14 protein-coding genes are annotated in these 19,238 nt (G+C 65.4%); 4 read left to right on the plus strand and 10 right to left on the minus strand.

The window, feature by feature from the left end:
• Window positions 1–25 precede the first annotated feature (25 nt).
• The 3 genes from B5J99_RS17720 to B5J99_RS17730 form a co-directional block, all read right to left on the minus strand.
• A complete protein-coding gene (locus tag B5J99_RS17720) occupies window positions 26–2,755 on the minus strand; it encodes a TonB-dependent receptor domain-containing protein (RefSeq protein ID WP_117353159.1) in 2,730 nt (909 codons plus the stop codon).
• Window positions 2,756–2,832: 77 nt separating this feature from the next.
• Complete coding sequence (locus B5J99_RS17725) at window positions 2,833–4,377, minus strand: hypothetical protein (protein WP_054135206.1); 1,545 nt, start codon at window positions 4,375–4,377, stop codon at window positions 2,833–2,835.
• Window positions 4,378–4,804: 427 nt separating this feature from the next.
• The gene (locus B5J99_RS17730; protein WP_117353160.1) at window positions 4,805–5,215 is read right to left on the minus strand and encodes a tetratricopeptide repeat protein; all 411 of its coding nucleotides are present in this window, start codon (window positions 5,213–5,215) and stop codon (window positions 4,805–4,807) included.
• Window positions 5,216–5,425: 210 nt separating this feature from the next.
• Between B5J99_RS17730 and B5J99_RS17735 the strand changes: the two genes are divergently transcribed.
• Together B5J99_RS17735 and B5J99_RS17740 are read left to right on the plus strand one after the other, a co-directional pair.
• Window positions 5,426–7,072, plus strand: coding sequence for an alkaline phosphatase D family protein (locus tag B5J99_RS17735; protein ID WP_117353161.1), 1,647 nt, complete (start codon window positions 5,426–5,428; stop codon window positions 7,070–7,072).
• A 192-nt stretch (window positions 7,073–7,264) separates the two neighbouring features.
• Window positions 7,265–9,463, plus strand: a complete 2,199-nt coding sequence (locus tag B5J99_RS17740) for a M13 family metallopeptidase (protein ID WP_117353162.1) — start codon at window positions 7,265–7,267, stop codon at window positions 9,461–9,463.
• 87 nt (window positions 9,464–9,550) lie between these two features.
• Here the strand turns inward: B5J99_RS17740 and B5J99_RS17745 are convergent, their stop codons facing one another.
• Window positions 9,551–10,165, minus strand: a complete 615-nt coding sequence (locus B5J99_RS17745; protein ID WP_117353163.1) for a murein L,D-transpeptidase catalytic domain family protein — start codon at window positions 10,163–10,165, stop codon at window positions 9,551–9,553.
• Between the two features lie 93 nt (window positions 10,166–10,258).
• Between B5J99_RS17745 and B5J99_RS17750 the strand changes: the two genes are divergently transcribed.
• Together B5J99_RS17750 and B5J99_RS17755 are read left to right on the plus strand one after the other, a co-directional pair.
• On the plus strand, window positions 10,259–11,383 hold the full coding sequence (locus B5J99_RS17750) for a L,D-transpeptidase family protein (RefSeq protein ID WP_162892652.1): 1,125 nt from the start codon (window positions 10,259–10,261) through the stop codon (window positions 11,381–11,383).
• A gap of 118 nt (window positions 11,384–11,501) precedes the next feature.
• Window positions 11,502–11,717, plus strand: a complete 216-nt coding sequence (locus tag B5J99_RS17755) for a DUF1289 domain-containing protein (RefSeq protein ID WP_117353600.1) — start codon at window positions 11,502–11,504, stop codon at window positions 11,715–11,717.
• Here the strand turns inward: B5J99_RS17755 and B5J99_RS17760 are convergent.
• The 6 genes from B5J99_RS17760 to kce form a co-directional block, all read right to left on the minus strand.
• Window positions 11,695–12,912, minus strand: a complete 1,218-nt coding sequence (locus B5J99_RS17760; protein WP_117353165.1) for a saccharopine dehydrogenase family protein — start codon at window positions 12,910–12,912, stop codon at window positions 11,695–11,697. The genes B5J99_RS17755 and B5J99_RS17760 overlap by 23 nt on opposite strands.
• Window positions 12,913–13,076: 164 nt before the next feature.
• Complete coding sequence (locus tag B5J99_RS17765) at window positions 13,077–13,667, minus strand: carboxymuconolactone decarboxylase family protein (protein ID WP_162892653.1); 591 nt, start codon at window positions 13,665–13,667, stop codon at window positions 13,077–13,079.
• Between the two features lie 4 nt (window positions 13,668–13,671).
• Window positions 13,672–14,439, minus strand: coding sequence for an SDR family oxidoreductase (locus tag B5J99_RS17770; protein ID WP_117353167.1), 768 nt, complete (start codon window positions 14,437–14,439; stop codon window positions 13,672–13,674).
• Window positions 14,436–16,199, minus strand: a complete 1,764-nt coding sequence (locus B5J99_RS17775) for a hydantoinase B/oxoprolinase family protein (RefSeq protein WP_117353168.1) — start codon at window positions 16,197–16,199, stop codon at window positions 14,436–14,438. The genes B5J99_RS17770 and B5J99_RS17775 overlap by 4 nt, the downstream gene beginning before the upstream one ends.
• Window positions 16,196–18,262 (minus strand): hydantoinase/oxoprolinase family protein, encoded by a 2,067-nt coding sequence (locus tag B5J99_RS17780; RefSeq protein WP_117353169.1) that lies wholly within the window; start codon window positions 18,260–18,262, stop codon window positions 16,196–16,198. The genes B5J99_RS17775 and B5J99_RS17780 overlap by 4 nt, the downstream gene beginning before the upstream one ends.
• A complete protein-coding gene (gene kce, locus B5J99_RS17785; protein ID WP_054135219.1) occupies window positions 18,262–19,194 on the minus strand; it encodes a 3,5-dioxohexanoate:acetyl-CoA acetone transferase in 933 nt (310 codons plus the stop codon). The genes B5J99_RS17780 and kce overlap by 1 nt, the downstream gene beginning before the upstream one ends.
• Between the last annotated feature and the right edge of the window lie 44 nt (window positions 19,195–19,238).

Raw genomic sequence — 19,238 nt, forward strand, 5'->3', positions numbered from 1 at the left:
ATATCGTTTAGCCGCCTTGGACCGATCAGAACTGCAGCGATGCGCTGATCGAGAAGGCCCGGCCGATGTCATAGGCGTTGTTGAGAATGGTCGAAGTGTTGAGCTGCTGGAACTCGACATAATCGGTTCCCAGCAGGTTGCGGGCCTCGAACTTGAGCTCGGCGACCTTGTTGAAGACCTTGAAGCCCTCGCGCCACACGAAGTCGAGCCGGGGACCGGTGTATTCGACGAAATCGGGCTGGCCCGCAGGACCGCGGTTGGTCACGCGGTTGCTGTTCCACGACAGCAGGATGGTCTGCTGCGACAGACGTTCGCCGGTGCCTTCAAGCCCGACCTGCATGTTGGCGATATGATCGGACTGGCCGGTCAGCGCAAAGCCGCCGGTGCGGAAGATCGTCGAGGCGGCGACCATGTTGCCGCTCAGCGGATCGGCGATCTGGTCCTGCGCGGTCACCTTCACATCCGAATTGGTGTAGGTGTAGTTGCCCGCGATCAGCAGACGGCGTTCCTCGAAGAAGGTGCCGCCCAGATCGATCAGATCGAAATATTTCACCAGCTCGATTTCCGCACCGTACAGCGTGGCGGTCGGCGCGTTGGCGAAGGTGGTGAAGAAGTTGTCGCCCTGACGGAAACCGAGGTTTTCGATCGGATCCTTGATGTCCTTGTAGAAGATCGCGGCGGTCACGCGCTCGTCACGCCCGAAGAAATATTCGTAGCGCGCTTCGAGGTTGATCAGGCGGCTGTTCTTGAGGAACGGGTTGCCGAAGAAGGTGCGGTCGAATTCCAGATCGAGATACTGCTGCGGCGCGAGTTCGCGGAACTGCGGCCGGGCGATGGTCTTGGAGGCGGCAAAGCGCACCTGCATGTCCTCGGCCAGGTTCCAGGTCAGCGTCGCGGCAGGCAGAAAGTCATCCTTCTTGATGCTGGTCGCCACCAGATTGGCGCTGCCCAGGCCGAACAGATCGATCGGCAGCACGAACTGGGAGCCATCTTCATAGCGCACGCCAGCCTGAAGCTTGAGGGTGTCGGTGAACTTGGCTTCGAACTGCAGATAGCCTGCATGCACTTCCAGCCCGGCATCATAGGCTGCCGCGCCGTTGGTGCCCGAGGTTTCGACCAGACGGACATCGAAGGTGTAGACGTTGAAGTCCGACAGCAGGAAGTCGGGGCGCTGCTGCGAAACCGCAAACGGCAGCGGTCCCTGCCCGCTCAGGAAGCGGAAGTCGCGGCGGATCGAGGTGCGGTCGTTCTTGTAATAGGCATAGCCGGCCGAGAAGGTGATCGGAAAGCCGATGTCGGTGTCATAAGCGAGGTCGACATTGGCGCCGTAGACATTGTCGTCGAGATCGCTGAACGCGATGCGCGCGCCCTCGCCCGCCGACTGGAGATCGTTGACGAAGTCACCAGCGACCGCGTTGAAGGTATAGTCGAACGTCCGCTCATACGGGGCTTCGCGCTGCGAATTGGCGTAGCTGCCGCGGAAGTTGAGGCGGAAATCGTCGAACTTCATCTCGCCGACGAACTGGGTGTTCATCAGCTGGCGCTCGAACCAGTTGGTACGGCTGCGGTTGATCAACCGGGTGTCGGTGACGCGCGCGTCGATGCCTTCACGGATCGAGGCGTCCTTGAGCGTATCGCGGATGAAGACGTTGGTGAGCTTGAACTTGTGCTCGCCGACGTCCGCGGTGATGCCCAGCAGGCCGTTGACGACGATGCGGTTCTCGGTGGTCAGGTAGCGGAAATCGATGTCGGGGTTGAGCGTATCGACGCCGTTCACCGGCACGATACCCTGCGAGATCTGCTGGACGCCGCCGCGCGTACGCCAGGTGTTGTTGATGCCGGTCGCGCCGACGATGCCGATGTTGACATCGCCGATCAGAAAGCTGGTCGCGCCGCTGATCTGGCCCGAGAAATTGACCGGGATGTTGTTGTTGCGCTGGATCAGCGCAGTGTTGGCGTTGGCCAGGCTTGCGGTCAGGTCGCGCACTTCACCGGCGGTGAAATTGGCCCCCACGGAAATCGGATTGCCCGAGGCAAAGGCGTTGCGCAGGTTGCGCGGCAGGGTGCGCGCGCCATTGTCGAAGCCGGTGAAGTCGGTCGAGGAGCCGAAATAGGTATAGCCCACCTCGCCGGTGGTGATGGTGTCGCCGCCGGTGCCGACCTCGATCTTGAAGAACGGGTCGCGCGGAACCGACTTGGTGGTGAGGTTGATTGCGCCACCGCCGAATTCGCCCGGATAGTCCACCGAATAGCTCTTCTGGATGGTGGTCGAGGCGATGACGCTGGTCGGGAAGATGTCGAGCGGCACGGTGCGGCGCAGCGGATCGGGCGAGGTCAGCGGCGATCCGTTCATCAGCGCGAGCGAATAGCGTTCACCCAGACCGCGAACGAACACGAAGCGGCCGCCGACGACGCTGAGGCCGGTCACGCGCTGCAGCGATCCGGCAATGTCGCCATCGGCGGTGCGCGCGATGTCGGCTTCGCTGAGGACCGAGAGCACCTCGGAGGTCGCTCGGATCGGGTTGGGGATGAAGCGACCGCGCACCACGATTTCACTGCTGCCGCCGCCTGCGCCGGGACCGGAGATTTCGATCTCTTCCTGGGCGGGCTCCTCGGCAGCCGGTTCCTCGGCAGCCGGCTGGGCGGCATCCTGGGTCGGCTGCGCGGGGGCTTCCTGGGCGAAGGCGGCCGGCGAAACCAAGCCTGAGCTGGCCATCAGCAATGCAGCGAATGAAAGCGGCGTCAATTTCGCCATGAGTCCCTCCAAGAATTCATCAAAAAGGGGCGGCGGCGCTTTTCGCCGCCGCCCCGAAACCGGTCAGCGGTTTACAATCAGGTGGTCGGAATGGTCGGCACGGCGGTGCAAGCAGGCGTGCTGCTGTACAGGCCGCAGGTCCATCCCTGGAACCGCGTGTCGGCAGCATCGCGCACCGCACCGATATAGGTGACCGAGTTGTAGAAGCTGTTGATCGCGGTCACGTTGAACACCGGACGCGCGGTTTCGTTGGCACCATTGATGAAGATGCCCGACAGCGTCGAGGTGCCGTTGGTGGTGTTGTTCGATCCAGCGGTGAACAGCGCCTGGATGGCGGCAACGGTCACGTTGCCATCATCGGTGAAGGCGTTGGGGCAGCTGAGGAACACCGATTCAAAGCGCGGCGGGCCGGCTTCATCGCCTGCAGCACCCGAAGCCTGCATGGTGATCGCGCTGTCAACGTCGAGGCACCAGCCGGGACCGCTGATCACGCTGTTGAACGCGGCAAAGTCCATGCCGCCGCGCAGCAGGATCGCCGCTTCGTCTGCGGTGGTCTGGGTGGAGACGAACGTGGCGTTCGACATCGACCACTTGGTGCGCGGCTCGGCGTTTTCGTTGCCGTTCGAATCGCCTTCGATCACGTGGTTGGCGCTGGCGGTCTGGATGCCGAGCAGGAACTGGTTGAAGCCCTGATAGCCCAGATCCATGTCGAAGGTGTCGTCGTCATTGCCCAGGCCGACGAGGTTGCGTCCGTTGACGCGTCCGCCGAACCATTCGATGCCATCGTCCGAGCTGTTGTAGACCTGCACGTTCTGGAAGAAGGTGCCCGAGCCCACGCCTGCCAGGGTGATGCCGTTGAGCTCGTTGCCCGGCTGGACCTCGAAGCCCGAATAGCGAACCTGGAAGAACGCGATGCGGCCCGAATTGTCGGTGGGCACCGCGCCGCCATAATTGGCGTTGGTGCCTTCCACGACGCCCGAGCAATCGGTGCGGGTGCCGCCAGGGTTTGTCGGCGAACCGGTGGCGCAGTCGGAAAGCGGCGCACGGCCGAGGATCACGACACCGCCCCACAGGCCCTTGGAGTTGGCGGTGGCGGTGCCCACGACGTTGTCGCGTGCGGTGAAGATGATCGGCTGAGTCGCGGTGCCTTCGGCAAACAGCTGCGAGCCGCGGTTGACCAGCAGGAAGTCCGCGCCCGACGATCCGAAGAAGGTCACGCCCGGCTCGATGGTCAGGATGGCCGAGGTCCCGGCGCCACCTGCGGCACCGACATCGACGCCGACCTGTACGCGGCCCGAGAGCGAGTAGACAGTGCCGGCGCGGCGCGGGATCACCAGGTTGGTCGTGATCGTGCCCGAAAGCTGGCAGTTGCGGGCAACTGCGCCGCCACCCAGCGTGATGGTGCCGACATTTGCGGTGCCGTTGGGGCAGTCTGCAGCCGGACCGGTCGGGGTCGGCGTGGGGGTCGGAGTCGGCGTCGGGGCGGGCGCGGGTGCCGGTGTGGGAGCCGGAACAACGATGACGCCTTCGCCGGGCGATGCGACGTCATCTGCGCCGCAAGCGGTAACTACCAGGGCCGCGGCCGAAGCCATCAGGACCGAACGAACACGTGCATTGAGCATCTTTGAATCTCCGCAAATCAGGACAGATCAGTCTGTCGGCTTTTCTGGAACGAGGCGGAGATGAGCTGATTCCACCCCCTGGAACGCCGTTCGAGGGGGCAGATAGGCAGGCAAGATGAACCTGCGGCGCTATTTCAGTGACAATGGAGCGACAGGATTATGACGGTTTGGAGTCTTATGTGACAGAACCGGGTCACGGGACAGATGCACCGACCTATCTACCTAATAAATAAGGACTAATCCGAACGCCTGGGCGAGGCCTGCAGTTCAGCCAAGGCCTTGGCGAGCGCCGAATGAGTCGCCGCGCGCATGCGCATTGCGCGAATAAGGTGACTTAATTGCCACAACTGTCCCACAGCCGGACGCAAAAACGCCCGGTCGGAACAGGTCCGGCCGGGCGCTGGTGATTTTCGATCGATCGGCGCGATCAGCGGCTGGCATAGCCCTGATCGAGGCGGCGCATGGCGTGGCGCGCGGCAACGCGGCTGTCCATCACGCGCCCGTCCGACAGGATGATGTCGAACGATGCCGGGGCGTTGATCGCCGCCTGGTAATGCTGACGCGCCGAAGCAACATCGCCCATCTTGGCATAGGCCAGCCCCATGTTGATCAACCTTGCGGGATCGCGGCGGGCAGCCGGTGAAACCTGTTTCTCTGCGGCCTGCATCTGTTCCAGAGCGGCCGGGTAATTGCCCTGCAGCAGCGCGGCATAGCCCAGCGCGCCGGCATCATAACCGATTTCATTCGCCGCCGCCCGGTTCTGCACAGGCTGGGCAAAGCCAGGCGCAGCCATACCGAGGGCGGCCAGGGCCGCGATTGCGATAACTTTGGTGTTCATGTCATCTGATCCTTTCTCAACGTGACAGGTCGAATGCTATGCCTATGTGACAGTCAATGCAACATCATTGTCATATAAAAGACGTCCCGATGTCATATTTCTGTAATCTTCAAAATTTCACCCTATTGTCACACGCACGACACGGGACTTGACCATCAGACACGCGCGCTGTCCGATGCGCTGCCAAAACACTCCGGAGAGGCCGTCCCCATGACCATGACAATCGACCGCAGGCTGCTGATCAAGGCGGGCACCTTCGGGCTTGCCGCATTGTCCATTCCCGGTGCGGCGCAGGCGCTGTTTGCAGGGCGCGGCTTCACCCATGGCGTGGCGAGCGGCGAGCCTTCGGGCAATTCGGTGCTGCTGTGGACGCGCTATGTCGCGGACAGCGATGCACGGCTGACCGCCGAGCTCTCCCCTACCCCCGATTTCGCCAGGCCTGTGGGCGGCGGGTCGGTAACTGCCAGCGCCGCGCGCGACCATATCGCCAAGCTCACCGTCACCGGGCTCAAGCCCGACAGCTGGTATTTCTATCGCTTCGTGGCGGCAGATGGCAGCACGTCACCGGTCGGCCGCACCCGCACGCTGCCGGTGGGCGAGGCCGCAGGCTTCAACATCGGCGTGTTTTCCTGCTCCAACCTGCCCTTTGGCTGGTTCAACGGCTATGCCCATGCCGCCGCGCGCAACGACCTGGATCTGGCGGTGCACACCGGCGACTATGTCTATGAATACGGCCTCGACGTGTACCCCACGCGCGGTCAGGCGCTCCCCGGGCGCAGCGTCCAGCCCGATCACGAGATGGTGACGCTGGCCGATTACCGGCTGCGCTATGCCAGCTACCGGCTCGATGCCGATCTGCAGCGGCTGCACCAGGTGGTGCCGATGATCGCGATGTGGGACGACCACGAGATCGCCAATGACAGCTATCGCGATGGCGCGCAGAACCATCAGAGCGACAGCGAAGGCGATTATGCGACCCGCCGCCGCATCGCCGAACAGGTCTATCGCGAGTGGATGCCGGTCGCAGATCTGGCGCCCGCCGACCCCTTGTGGACCAGCTACCAGATCGGCAACCTTGCCACGCTGATCCGCACCGAAAGCCGCCTGTCGGGCCGAGACAAACCCGCCGAGCTCGCCGATGCGTTTGCCGGTGGCGGCGACATCGCTGCAGCACTGGCCAGGTTCCGCGACGAAAAATGGGTCGACCCTGCCCGCCGCATGCTGGGTGACGATCAGGCGCGCTGGCTGGGCGACCAGTTCAAGGCGTCCAAGGCGTCAGGTACCCGCTGGCAGGTGTGGGCGCAGCAATGCGTGATGGGATCGATGAAGCTGCCGCTCGAAACCGGCGACTGGGTGCCCAGGGACGCACCCGCGATCGTGCGCAGCCGATCGGCTGCGGGGCTTGCAGCGAGCAAGGCCGGCCTGCCGTTCAACATGGACGCATGGGATGGCTACCCCGTCCAGCGCGAGGCGCTGCTCCAGTCCGCGCAGGCCGCGGACGCCGATCTGGTCGTGCTGTCGGGCGACAGCCACAATGGCTGGGGCTTCGATCTGGATGCGGGCGGCAAGCCCGCCGGGGTCGAGTTTGCCGGTCATTCGATCAGCTCGCCGGGGTTCGAGGCCTATGCGCCGACGATTGCCCCCGCCGATGTCGCAGGCGCACTGGTGCGCGGCAATCCGCAGCTCAAATGGGCCGATACCAGCTCGCGCGGCTACATGACGCTGCAGCTGACCCAGCAAAGCGCCACCGCGCACTGGCACAAGCTGCGCACCATTCGCGAACGCAGCACCGATCTGGCCGGAAGCAGCAGCCTTAGCGTCCTTCCCGGACGGCGGACGATCGCGATGCCCGGCTGATCGCGGCGGCGGGGGCGGCGCGGCCAGCTGGTACTGCAAAGCCGTTGGTCGACGCTGCCCTGCTGCCTGCCGAAAAGCTTTGCCCGCCTGTCGGACACGCCCTAGGCTGCCCGCATCGTCGCAGTCCGCCGTTCCGGCGCGGCATGGCGACCGCCCGCAATGCGGGCTCAACAGACCTTAGGGGAGCTACATATGGTAAAATCGATTCTGCTGGCATCGGCAGCGCTCATCGCGCTGGCGGCGGCACCTGTCAGCGCGCACGAAACCGATGGCAAGGGCCCGGAAATCGACCTGCTGATCGAAGGCGAAGCGTCCGCCGAAGCGCCGCTGGCCGGCACCCCCGATGCCGAGGGCATCACCACCACCGCACGTGATTACTGGGGCAACTGGGGCATCGACACCACCGTGATGAACCCGGCGGTCAAGCCCGGCGATGACTTCTACGCCTATGTCAACGGCAAGTGGCTCGACAGCTTCGAAATGCCCGCCGATCGTACCCGCTATGGCGCGTTCACGCTGCTCGCCGAAAAGTCCGAGCAGCGCGTGCGCAAGATCATCGACGAGCTCGCCGCTACCAAGCCCGATCCGAAGACCGGCGCAGGCAAGGTTGCCGCTTTCTACAATTCCTATCTCGATACCTCAGCGATCGACGCGGCGGGCCTTGCCCCTGCCCAGCCCTATCTCGACAAGATCAAGGCGGCCAAGACCCGCGAAGACCTTGCCAAATTGTTCGGCGCGCCCGGCTTCCGCAGCCCGGTGGCAGGCTTTGTCGATATCGATTCCAAGCAGACCGACACCTATATCTTCCAGGTCACCCAGGCGGGCCTGGGCCTGCCCGACCGCGACTATTATCTCGTCGACAGCGAGGCGAACCTGAAGATCCGCGCCGGATACATGCAGTATCTGACCTTCCTGATGGGCAAGGCAGGCTATGCCGATCCGGCAGCCACCGCGCAGACGGTCTATGATCTGGAAAAGCAGATCGCGACCGCGCATTGGGACCGCGCTGTCGGCCGCAACCGCAACCTTACCTACAACAAGCTCACCAAGGCCGAGATGGTGGCATTGGGCGGCGGCTTCCCGGTCGAGACCTTCATGAAGGCGATCGGCGTCGACGGCCAGCAGGACTTCGTCGTCCGCCAGCTCACCCCGACCGCCGAGGAACTCGCCGCCGAAAAGCTGACCCCCGAACAGGCGGCGAAGCTCGGCAGCGGCATCGGCGGGCTGTTCACGCTCGCCAACACCGCGCCGATCGCGGCCTGGCAGGCCTGGCTTGCAGCCGGTTTCCTCTCGAGCAACGCCAGCGTGCTGCCCTCGGATATCGATGAGGCCAATTTCGCATTCTACGGCAAGGTGCTGGGCGGCCAGCAGAAGCAGCGCGAGCGCTGGCAGCGGGGTGTCGCCGCGGTCGAAGGCACGATGGGCGAGATCGTCGGCAAGATCTATGCGGACCGCTATTTCCCCGCGGAAAACAAGGCCGCGATGGACGAGCTGGTCGGCAATCTGCGCAAGGCGATGGCGGCGAACCTCGACGACATCACCTGGATGGGCGATGCCACCAAGGTGGAGGCGCGCGACAAGCTCGCCAAGTTCACCCCCAAGATCGGCTATACCGAAAAGTTCGAGACCTATGACAGCCTGGCGATCGCGCCTGGCAAGGCGCTCGACAATGTCATCGCCGCGACCACCTGGGGCTACAAGGACAACATCTCCAAGCTGGGCAAGCCGATCGACAAGACCGAATGGTTCATGCTGCCGCAGACGGTGAATGCGTATTACTCGCCGCCGCGCAACGAGATCGTCTTTCCCGCCGCGATCCTGCAGCCGCCGTTCTTCAACCTGACCGCGGACCCGGCGGTGAATTATGGCGCGATCGGCGGGGTCATCGGCCATGAAATGGGCCATGGCTTTGACGATCAGGGCTCCAAGTCGGATGGCGACGGCGTGCTCCGCGATTGGTGGACGCCGGAGGATCAGGCCAACTTCAAGAAGCTGACCAGCGCGCTGGTCGCCCAGTACAGCGCCCTGTGCCCGCTCGACGACGGCAAGACCTGCGTCAACGGCGCGCTGACCCTGGGCGAGAACATCGGCGATGTCGGCGGTCTGTCGATGGCGTATCGCGCCTACAAGATCCACCTGAACGGCAAGGAGGACAAGGTGATCGACGGGCTGACCGGCGACCAGCGCTTCTTCATGGCCTGGGCACAGGTGTGGCGCAACAAGTCGCGCGAAGAGTTCCTGCGCCAGCAGCTGCAGACGGACTCGCACTCGCCCGCCAATTACCGCGCCAACGGCACCGTCCGCAATTTCGACGAGTGGTACAAGGCATTCGACGTCAAGCCGGGCGACGCATTGTACCTGCCGCCCGAAAAGCGCATCCGCATCTGGTGATCACGCGTCACCGGTTCTTCCGGCCCGGCTTCGTCTCCCTTTGAGGCGTTGCCGGGCGGGAGCGCCGGGCGCTGACGACCCGCCAGCCTAGCGCGCGGAGAACAGCAGCCGTCCCGGCCCCAGCTGCGCCAGCACCATGGCGATATCGCTGTGCGAGACGGTGAAGCAGCCGAAACTGCGCCCCACCCTGCCCGATGTGCTCGCCATGGTCTGGCTGACATAATCGGCGCTGTGGATCACGATGGCGCGATCGAACGCCAGGTCGTTTTGCGGATCGAGCCCGTGCAACCGCCGCGAGCGGCCATATTTGCCGACATAGCTCTCGCCCACCAGAAAGCTGCCTGCGGACGAGGCATTCGATCCCGGTTCGTTCGAGAATCGCTGCACGAAGCCGGTGTTGGCGGGGTCAGACCCGCGCCCATGCGCCACAAGGTTGCTCGACACGATCCGCCCGCTGCCAAGATCGATGACCTGAAAGCGCGGCTTGCCCGAAGGTGCGGCAAAATCGACGAGGCCGACAACGTCGCGGTGCGGTACCTTGGCGCCATGGGCGTCGAGCGCCGCCCTGGCCTTGGCGAGCAGACCCGGAGCGGCATCGGTGCGAACGGCGGCAAAGGCGCGCGGCGCGCCCAGCCCGTCTACCCCAAGCCCGGCTGCCCCCAGCCCCAGCGCTCCGATAAAGTGGCGTCGTGTCAGTTTCATTGCTACACCGTCAAACAGTTCAGTCACCGCAAAATTGGGCACTCCAGGCACAAAGTGCAAACGGACGGATCAAGAATGCAGAAAAAATCGCGGATGACAAGGTCGGCGCTGCTCGGCCTGGCGTTGGCAGGGCTGGCGGTTGCAGGCTCGGCATCGGCGCATGCGGCGTCCTGGCGGATCGCGCAGGCGCAGGAACTGCGCCAGTGGATCGCCGCCGCGCCGCAGGATGCGCTTCCGGTTCTGGACACCGCAGAGCTCGACACCGCGCTGCGCGAAGGGCCGGGCCCGGCGCTCGACCTGAGTGCACGCACGCTCGCGCTGAAGCTCGCCGCGATGCATCTGCTGGGCGCTTCGCCTGCAAACCAGAAGGCCGGCTGGCAGATCCCCGATACCGATGCGCAGACCGACCTGGGTCAGGGGCTCGACCAGGCGCTTGCCAGCGACAGCCTCGCCAGGTTCCTCACCGGCCTGCGTCCCGCGCACCGCGACTATGCCGCCCTGCGCGCCGCTTATGCCATCGAGAGCGACCCGGACCGCAAGGCGGTAATCGCCCGCAACATGGAACGCTGGCGCTGGATGCCGCGGGAACTGGGCGTGAACCATCTGCTGGTCAACGCCGCGTTCTTCGAGGCGCGGCTGACGCGGCAGGGCAAGCCCGACCGGACATGGCGCGTCATTGTCGGCAAGACCGCAACCCCGACCCCGGTGTTCGCGACCCAGATCACCGGCGTCAACCTCAACCCCTGGTGGAACATCCCGGCGAGCATCGTTCGCGAAAAGGGCGGGCGCTTTGCGGCAAGCCAGGGATATGTCCAGACGGGCGGGCAATGGCGGCAGAAGCCCGGCCCCGGCAACGCGCTCGGGCAGATGAAGCTGGTGATGCCCAATCCCTTTAGCGTCTATATCCACGACACCCCCAGCAAGACGCTGTTCGCCAGGGAGACCCGCGCCTTCAGCCATGGCTGCGTGCGGATCGACGATGCGGTCGGATTTGCCACCGTTCTGCTCGAAGGCAGCAAGACCAGCGCCGAGGTCGCCGCAGCGGTCAAGGCGGGCAATTCGGTGACCTTCGATCTGGCGAACCCGATCCCGGTATACCTCGCCTATTTCACCGCCGCGCCCGCTGCCGACGGCACGATCGCGTTCAGCCCGGACATCTATCGCCGCGACAGCCGAATCGCGCTCGCCGCGAAAACGGGCGTGCCCTGCCGGGGCTGACGCCGCGTCCGTCTCCCGGACCGGTGCGCTTGCGCGCGCCTCCCAGAATGGTGCGCTTGCGCGCATCTCCCACAATGGTGCGCTTGCGCGCAGGGGGGCGTTGTGGTTTGTGCGCGGCGTGAAGTCACCCTGTAACCTGACCTGCCGGATTGAACCCGATAGCGGCTATTGCGCGGGCTGCGGCCGCGACATCGCGGAAATCGTCGAATGGCCGAGCGCGCCTGATGACCGCAAGCAGCAGATCCTCTCGGTGCTGCCGCAGCGGCTGGCGGCGATGACCGACGCGCACCCCGCGCCGGTTGGACCACCCTCTATTCCAGCAGCTCGAACGTAAGCCCGGCATCGGCCTGCAGCCGCTCGATCAGCCTGTCGCCCAGCAGCGTCGCCGGCGTCCAGAACCCTCCCGGAACATCGTCCGCCACGTCGCGGGCAAGACACGCCGCGGCCTGTGACAGCATCTTGGCGGTGGATCCATAGCCGGGGTCGCGATCACCCGTCACCCGGCAGGCGATCGTCTCGCCCTTGGCGGTCGTGCCGCGGAATACGATGTCGAACCCGCCTTCCAGCTGCGCCTTCTCGCTTGGGCCCTCGCCCGGCTTGGGCAGCACCGCGGTTTCGAGCAGCCAGCGCACCGGCGGCACCGCCAGACCCAGAATCAGGGCATTCAGGCCCCAGCTCGTCGCCCGCGCCGTCGTCTTGCCGCGCGCGCCGGCCCCGGTCACCACCGCCTCTTCGTAGCGAAAGCCGGTGCCATAGCTGTTGCCGATCAGCGCATTCGACCGATGCACCACCCGGGCGTTGATCGCCTCCATGATGAACGGCGCGATCCAGCCCGCCGAGGCATCGTCATGGGCGATCTTCACCTCGCGCTGCGGGGCCGAGAACCCATGCCCCGGCGGGCAAAGGCTGTAGGGGTCCTTCAGCTCGCGCCGCAGATCGGCATCGCCCACCGCTTCCTTGACCATGTTGATCATGCTCGCGATGGTCCCGCCCGATGCGCCGCCCTTCATGCTGACCACCCGCATCGCGATCTTCTCGCACGGCTGGCCGAAGCGCTGCAGCGCGTGCCGCTGGAGAAAATGCACGCCCAGATCCGACGGGATCGAATCGAACCCGCAGCAGTGCACGATCCGAGCGCCACTTGCCTTGGCGTCGGCTTCATGCCGTGCCTGCATCTTGCGGATCCATTGCGGCTCGCCGGTCAGGTCGCAATAATGCGTGCCGCTCGTGGCGCAGACCTGCACCAGCAGGCTGCCGTACAGCGCATAGGGGCCGACAGTGGACATCACCACGCTGGTCCGCGCGCACATCTGCCGCAACGCGGCCTCGTCGGCGGCATCGGCAACGATCATCTCGACCCCCGACAGCCCGACCGCATCGCTGACGCTCTGCAGCTTGGCCAGCGAGCGCCCGGCAAACGCCCATCTGATCGACCCGTCCGCAAACTGCCCGTGCATGTACCGCGTGATAATCTGGCCGACGAAACTGGTCGCCCCATAAACGATGATGTCGAAATTCGCGTCGGTCATGTGTGTCTCCAGAGCAAGGCCCGGAGACGGTGATACGGGAATAACGCGCGGCTGCCACAGATTAGTCTGCCCGTGGCGGCAACAGCCATTGCCGCATGGGGCGCACCAGCGCCGTGGCGCAGGGCTGTCGGATCAGGATCGCGGCGCGCGCGATCCGTGCCAGCTCATCCGGCGTGGTTGCCGATTTGCCACCCCTGACCTGCCAGATGGGCTTCGCCGAACCGGCGGGGAGTCTCTTCGAGCTTGGTCGCGAGGCTGTCGTTCCAGCGGTTGAAAAAGCCGTAGAGCGCGATGACCGCGAGCAGTTCGACGATCTGTTGCTCGTCGAAATGCACGGCCAGTTGCGCCATCGCTGCATCGGTCACTCCGGAGGGGGACTGTCCGGCAAGCACCGCAAAGGATAGCGCGGCGCGTTCGGCTTGCGAGAACAGCGGGCTGCGCTCATAATCCCAGATCGCCGCGATCTTCTCGACCGAAGCGCCGCTGTGCGCCGCGTTGCTTGCGGTGTGCGCCGAACAATATTGGCAGCCTGCGGCCATGCTGGCGAGATAGCCCGCCATGTACTTGAGATCGGCTGCCACGCGCCCTGCCCCCATGATCGCTGTCCAAAGACCAAGCGTGGCCTGCAGGATATCGGGCCGGTAGCCCAGCGTGGTGATGCTGCCGGGCAGCTCGGCGAAATCGGCGAGAAACGGGCTGGTGTCGATTCCGCGCTCGGCGAGTTCCTCGAGGGTCAGCGATTTGATGCGTGCCATGCTGTCAGCCTTCCCATTCGCAATTGCCATCGACGCCGATGATTTGCCCGGTGACGTGCCGCGCCGCGGCCGATGCCAGAAACAGCGCCATGTCGCCGATTTCCGACGGCTGGATCTTGGTCCTCAGCGAGATGAAGCCCAGCGCCTCGGCCTCGACCTCAGGCACGGCCAGCCCACGCGCTTCGGCCGCCCGCCCCATCAGCATTCGCATCCGTTCGGTGTCCATGAAACCCGGGCGGATCGCATTGACGCGGATGCCATCGGGGCCAAGCTCACGCGCCAGATTGCGGGTCATCCCCTCCAGCGCCCATTTCGATGCGACATAAGCGGTGCGCCCGGGAAGCCCGGTGACCGCCGATGCCGTCGAGATGTTGATGATCGCGCCGCTGCCGACGTTCTTCATCCCGGGAACCACTGCGCGGATCATGTGGAACGCGCCCTGCACGTTGACCGCAAAGCAGCGCGCCCATTCGTCGGGCGCGTTGGTCTCGATCCCGCCGATCGGCCCTGCGATCCCGGCGTTGTTCACCAGCACGTCGACCGGCCCCATCGAGGCCGCAAAAGCCTCCACCGCGACCGGATCGGCAACGTCGACGCAGTAACCCGAAAGTCCCAGATGCCCGTCACACGCGCTGTCGAGCGCCGCCGGGTCGACATCGCAGATGCTGACCTTCCAGCCAGCATCCGCAAAGACGTGCGCGATGGCAAGGCCGATGTTCGCTGCGCCCGCGGTGACCACCGCGTGCCTGATCGGGTTCGGTGGAATGCTCATGAATTGTGCTCCCGCAATTGCCGTGTCGCAAGACCGTCAAGCCGCCCGTCCGGCAGCGCGACGACCCCGTAGATGCTGCGCGCCCGCTCGGCGCTGATCAGTCCTTCGGCCATGTCGCGCAGCACCGTCTCGGCTGGCCGCTCGAAGGGTGATCCGTAGCCACCGCCGCCGCACGACACCGCCAGCACGCGCTCGCCGTCCTCGACATGCACCTGTGCACAGGCGGCGAGCCGCTCGCTGCTGCCGTCGACATGGATGATATGCTGGTCCGCACCACCGCCCGATCCACCGCCACGCACGCCCACCGGCGCGTTGACGTGGCCGTCGGACAGATAGCCGATGTCGATCGCACCGCCCACGGGACCGAACTCGATGACTGTCGATGGCGCGCCATTGGTGCGGCCCGCGCCCTCGCTGTCTGGCACGAACGCGCGCCGGTGGACGAGAATGGGCTGGACGATCTCGGCATGCTCGACCCCGTCGATGCAGCACAGCCCGGCGTTGCCGACATGCCCCACCGTCCACCACGCATCGGCGACCGGGCTTGCAGCCCCGCCGCTCATGCCCAGGAACACCTGGTTGACGAACGCCTTGCCGCTGCGTGGGTCGATCCCAGAGACGACGCCGGCCGAAGGCGCGATCACCGCGCCGACCTCGGCCATGCCGATGCCATCCTGCAGCCCGGCGAGCGCGGTCTGCACCGAGTTGGCGACGCGGTCGGCGATGTTGGTGGTGGCTGCCGAGCACGAGAACGGATGGATCGGGATGCCCGCGATGCACCCTTCGCGCAAACGTACGTCGATCCGCCGGAACGAGCCTGCGTTCTTGGGTACCTGATAGTCGATGCTGTTGAACACCCCGATCATCGCGGCGGTGCGCGCGCAGGCTTCGGACAGGTTCATGCCGCAGGGCATGCAATCGGGATTGTCGGCAAGGTCCACCGTCACCCGGCCCGCTGCCGGATCGACGGTGATGTGCGAGGTGATCTTGACCCCCTCGGCGGGAAGCCCGGGGAAAGGATCATGCGTCGAGCTGCCGCTGACCTGGCCTGCGGGCAATGCCGCGATCGCCTCGGCCATCCGCGCTTCCGAATAGTCGAACCACTCCCCGGCGAACGCCTCGAGCCGGTCCCAGCCGATGTCCTCGGCCAGGGCGGTCAGGTTGCGCTCGCCGACGCGGACTGCACCGACGGTCGAGAGGTAATCGCCATGCCACTGGTGCGGCACGCGGATGCGCACCTTGCACATGCGGATGATGTCGTCGATGTCCTGCCAGTCGCGCTGCACCTGCACGGCGGGGAAGATCAGCGCGCCCTCGTTATACACGTCGGTCGCCTCGCCCATATAGGTCGTGGGCTGCGAGTTGCCGATATCAGCCTGGTGCGCCTTGGCGAGCAGGGTGAAGCGGTGCCGCCCCTCGGGATCGAAAACCGGTGCGATCACAGAGAGGTCGGCGGGGTGCGAGCAGCCGTGATAAGGCGAATTGTGCAGGAAGGCATCGCCCGGCTTCTGGACCGGGTGGAAGTCTTTCACCGACTTGACCATCAGATCGGGCCCGGACAGCACGTGGATCGGCAGGCTGTCGGCGGCGGTGATGAGCTCGCCGTCATGGGTGAGGATGCAGCACGAGAAATCGCGCGCACGGTTGAGCACTCCCGATCGCCCGGTGCGCAGCAACGTGTTCGACATCGCGCGCACCACGCCATCGAGACGGCTGCGCAGCACCGCCATTTGCGCGCCGTTGAAGCTGGGCGAAGTCATTGCGAGCGCTCCTCGATCAAGATGGCCCCCGGCGCCGAGCGCCAGAAACACGACGCCGGATCGACGACGATGGTGGTGAAATCGGATTCGATGATCGCTGGGCCGTCGATCTTGAGATCCGGCCCAATCGCCTCGAGCCGCCAGACCGCGGTGCTGCACCAGCCGCTGCCAGCAAAATACACCTCGCGCGTGCCCGCCTCGCGCCGCTCGGCCTGGTGCATAGCGAGTCTGAAGTCCGATGCGCCGTCGCGCGCCGAACATTGCACGCGCGCGCGCAGGCCGATCAGTTCGATGTCCGATGCCGGATCGACGATCGTGAACAGCCGCAGATGCTCTGCCTCGAAGCGCTTGCGGAAATCCGCGATCGCACGGTCGCTGGCAAAGTCAGTGTTCGGCAGCGGGACGTCAATCTCCCACGCCTGGCCTTCGTAGCGGGCCTCGGCGATGAAATGCGTCTCGCCCGGCCTGCCCGACCGTGCAATGAATTGGGCAGCGCGCGCTGCCAGCCCGGCCACCGCAGCGCCGACCGCGTCGCTGTCGAACCGCGCGGTGTTGCTGTGGACGGTGGCAGCGAACTCGGCAGTGATGTCGGACATCATCGCACCTGCCGCGCTCATCGCTGCGCCGGTCTCGGGGATCAGCAGCCGCGGGCAACCCAGGCGCCGCGCGATGAAGGTCGAGTTGAGACCCGCCGCCCCGCCCCCGCCGATCAAGACCGCCCTGGCCGGGTCGATGCCCTGGTTGACGACGAGGTCCTGGATGGCCTGCACCATCGCTTCGGTGGCCAGATCGACGATCGACCACGCGGCTTCCTCGATGGAAACTCCAAGCGGCGCGGCAATGTGCTCCTCGATCGCACGACGCGCGCCTTCAGCATCGAGCTGCATCTTGCCGCCAAGGAAAAAATCAGGGTCCAGATAGCCCAGCACCACGCACGCATCGGTGACCGTGGGCAAGGTGCCGCCGCGCTGGTAGCAGACTGGCCCGGGCATCGCGCCCGCGCTTTGCGGACCGACATGCAGCAGGCCCGAGGCATCGACGCGCGCAATGCTGCCCCCGCCTGCGCCGACGCTTTTGACCTCGACCGAAGGATAGCCCGCCAGATGCCCACGATACGGCTCGCCGATCCACAGATCGCGGGTCATCGCGACGCGGCCGTCGGCGATGATCGAGATGTCGTAGGTGGTGCCGCCGGTATCGGCGATGATCGCGTTGTCGAAGCCGCCCTCGCGCAAGGCGTAGTGACGCCCCGCCACAGGGGCCATCGACGGGCCGGAATTGATTGCGGAGATCGGTTGCGCAGCGACCTCGCGCGCGTCGACCATGCCGCCCGCGCTGGTGAGCACCATGACGCGCCCGGCAAACCCGGCTTCGGCCAGCCGCGCTTCGAGGCTGCCGAGATACGCGCCCATCAATGGCTTGAGCGAGGCATCGATCGCCGCAGACGACGCGCGGCGGAATTCGCGCAGCGTCGGGTTGACGCTGTGCGACAGGCTGAAGGGCGTGCCCGGAAAGCGCGCAGCGATCATTGCGCCGATGCGGTTTTCGTGCACCGGGTTAACCGTCGACCACAGCAGGGCGACCGCGATCGCCTCGACATCTGCCTGCGCGATCGCTTCGAGCACCTGTTCGGTCGCGGCCTCGTCGAGCGCGGTCAGCACCTTGCCGCCCGCCATGATCCGCTCGGGCACCTCGAAGGTGAGTGCGCGCGGCACGTATGGCTGCGGATAGGCGTGCGCGTGGTTGAACGGCTCGGCCCTGCCGCCCTCACGGAACAGCAGCATGTCGCGGTGCCCGGCCGTGACGATCAATGCGGTGCGCGCAGTGCGCCCCTGGATGATCGCGTTGATCGCATGCGTGGTGCCATGGATGAAGCTGTCGCCGCGCGCGAGCAGGTCGGCCAGCGTCAGCCCGCGTGCATCGGCCGCGACGCGCAGCGCGTCGAGCACGCCGGCCACCGGGTCCGACGGGGTGGTCGCCGCCTTGTGCAGCGTGATCGTACCATCGTCTTCCTCGACGACAAGGTCGGTGAACGTCCCGCCGGTATCGGTTGCAAAGCGCATCAGAAAGCCACCCTGTCCCCGCCCTTGGTGCCCAGGATCTCTCGCGCCTCCTCGGGGGTGGCGATCGGGATGTCGAGCGCATCGAGGATCTGGCGCACCTTGCGCACCTGCTGCGCGTTGCTGACGGCGAGCTCGCCCTTGCCGATGTACAGGCTGTCTTCCAGCCCGACGCGGACGCTGCCGCCGACCAGCGCACATTGCGCCAGAAACTTCATCTGCGGGCGGCCGACGGCAAAGCACGACATGATGTAATCATCGCCGAACAGCCGGTCAGCGGTCTGCTTCATCAGGAAGAAGTTCTCCAGTTCCGCGCCCAGCCCGCCCAGGATGCCGAAGATGCCCTGGATCAGGAACGGCGGCTTGATCAGGCCGAGGTCGGCAAAGTGCTTCACGCTGTAGAGATGGCCGATATCGTAGCATTCATACTCAAAGCGGGTGCCATGGCCCTCGCCCAGCTCGGTCATGATCCGTTCGATCAGCGCGAAATTGTGGTTGGCTGGGAAGCGCTTGGAGCCCAGCATAAGCTCGCGTTCCCACTCGTGCTTCCAGTCGAACTTGTCGGCGAGCGGCCAGAAGCCGAAGTTCATCGACCCCATGTTGAGCGAGGTCATCTCGGGGCTCGCGGCCAGCGGCCCGGCCATGCGGTCGTCCTCGCTGAACCCCGGGGCGCCGCCGGTGGTGATGTTGATGATCGCATCGGTCTGCTGTTTGATCCGCGGCAGGAACTGCATGTACAGCGCAGGATCGGGGGATGGCCTTCCGTCGATCGGATCGCGCGCGTGCAGGTGCAGCACCGCCGCCCCCGCCTCGACCGCCTCGATCGCCTGCTCGGCTATCTCGTCGGGCGTGACCGGCAGATAGGGTGACATGCTGGGCGTGTGGATCGATCCCGTGACTGCACAGGTGATGATCGCCTTACCGGTATGCTTCATCGATTGGCTCCAATTGTGTCTAGAAGGTTCAGGGCGGCGGCAGG

The sequence above is a fragment of the Blastomonas fulva genome, from assembly GCF_003431825.1.
Classification (GTDB): domain Bacteria; phylum Pseudomonadota; class Alphaproteobacteria; order Sphingomonadales; family Sphingomonadaceae; genus Blastomonas; species Blastomonas fulva.

Bases quoted from the DNA above. Each gene is read 5' to 3' on its own strand.
- B5J99_RS17720 (WP_117353159.1), bottom strand. From the start codon at position 2,755: ATGGCGAAATTGACGCCGCTTTCATTCGCTGCATTGCTGATGGCCAGC.
- B5J99_RS17725 (WP_054135206.1), bottom strand. From the start codon at position 4,377: ATGCTCAATGCACGTGTTCGTTCGGTCCTGATGGCTTCGGCCGCGGCC.
- B5J99_RS17730 (WP_117353160.1), bottom strand. From the start codon at position 5,215: ATGAACACCAAAGTTATCGCAATCGCGGCCCTGGCCGCCCTCGGTATG.
- B5J99_RS17735 (WP_117353161.1), top strand. From the start codon at position 5,426: ATGACCATGACAATCGACCGCAGGCTGCTGATCAAGGCGGGCACCTTC.
- B5J99_RS17740 (WP_117353162.1), top strand. From the start codon at position 7,265: ATGGTAAAATCGATTCTGCTGGCATCGGCAGCGCTCATCGCGCTGGCG.
- B5J99_RS17745 (WP_117353163.1), bottom strand. From the start codon at position 10,165: ATGAAACTGACACGACGCCACTTTATCGGAGCGCTGGGGCTGGGGGCA.
- B5J99_RS17750 (WP_162892652.1), top strand. From the start codon at position 10,259: ATGACAAGGTCGGCGCTGCTCGGCCTGGCGTTGGCAGGGCTGGCGGTT.
- B5J99_RS17760 (WP_117353165.1), bottom strand. From the start codon at position 12,912: ATGACCGACGCGAATTTCGACATCATCGTTTATGGGGCGACCAGTTTC.
- B5J99_RS17765 (WP_162892653.1), bottom strand. From the start codon at position 13,667: ATGGCACGCATCAAATCGCTGACCCTCGAGGAACTCGCCGAGCGCGGA.
- B5J99_RS17770 (WP_117353167.1), bottom strand. From the start codon at position 14,439: ATGAGCATTCCACCGAACCCGATCAGGCACGCGGTGGTCACCGCGGGC.
- B5J99_RS17775 (WP_117353168.1), bottom strand. From the start codon at position 16,199: ATGACTTCGCCCAGCTTCAACGGCGCGCAAATGGCGGTGCTGCGCAGC.
- B5J99_RS17780 (WP_117353169.1), bottom strand. From the start codon at position 18,262: ATGCGCTTTGCAACCGATACCGGCGGGACGTTCACCGACCTTGTCGTC.
- kce (WP_054135219.1), bottom strand. From the start codon at position 19,194: ATGAAGCATACCGGTAAGGCGATCATCACCTGTGCAGTCACGGGATCG.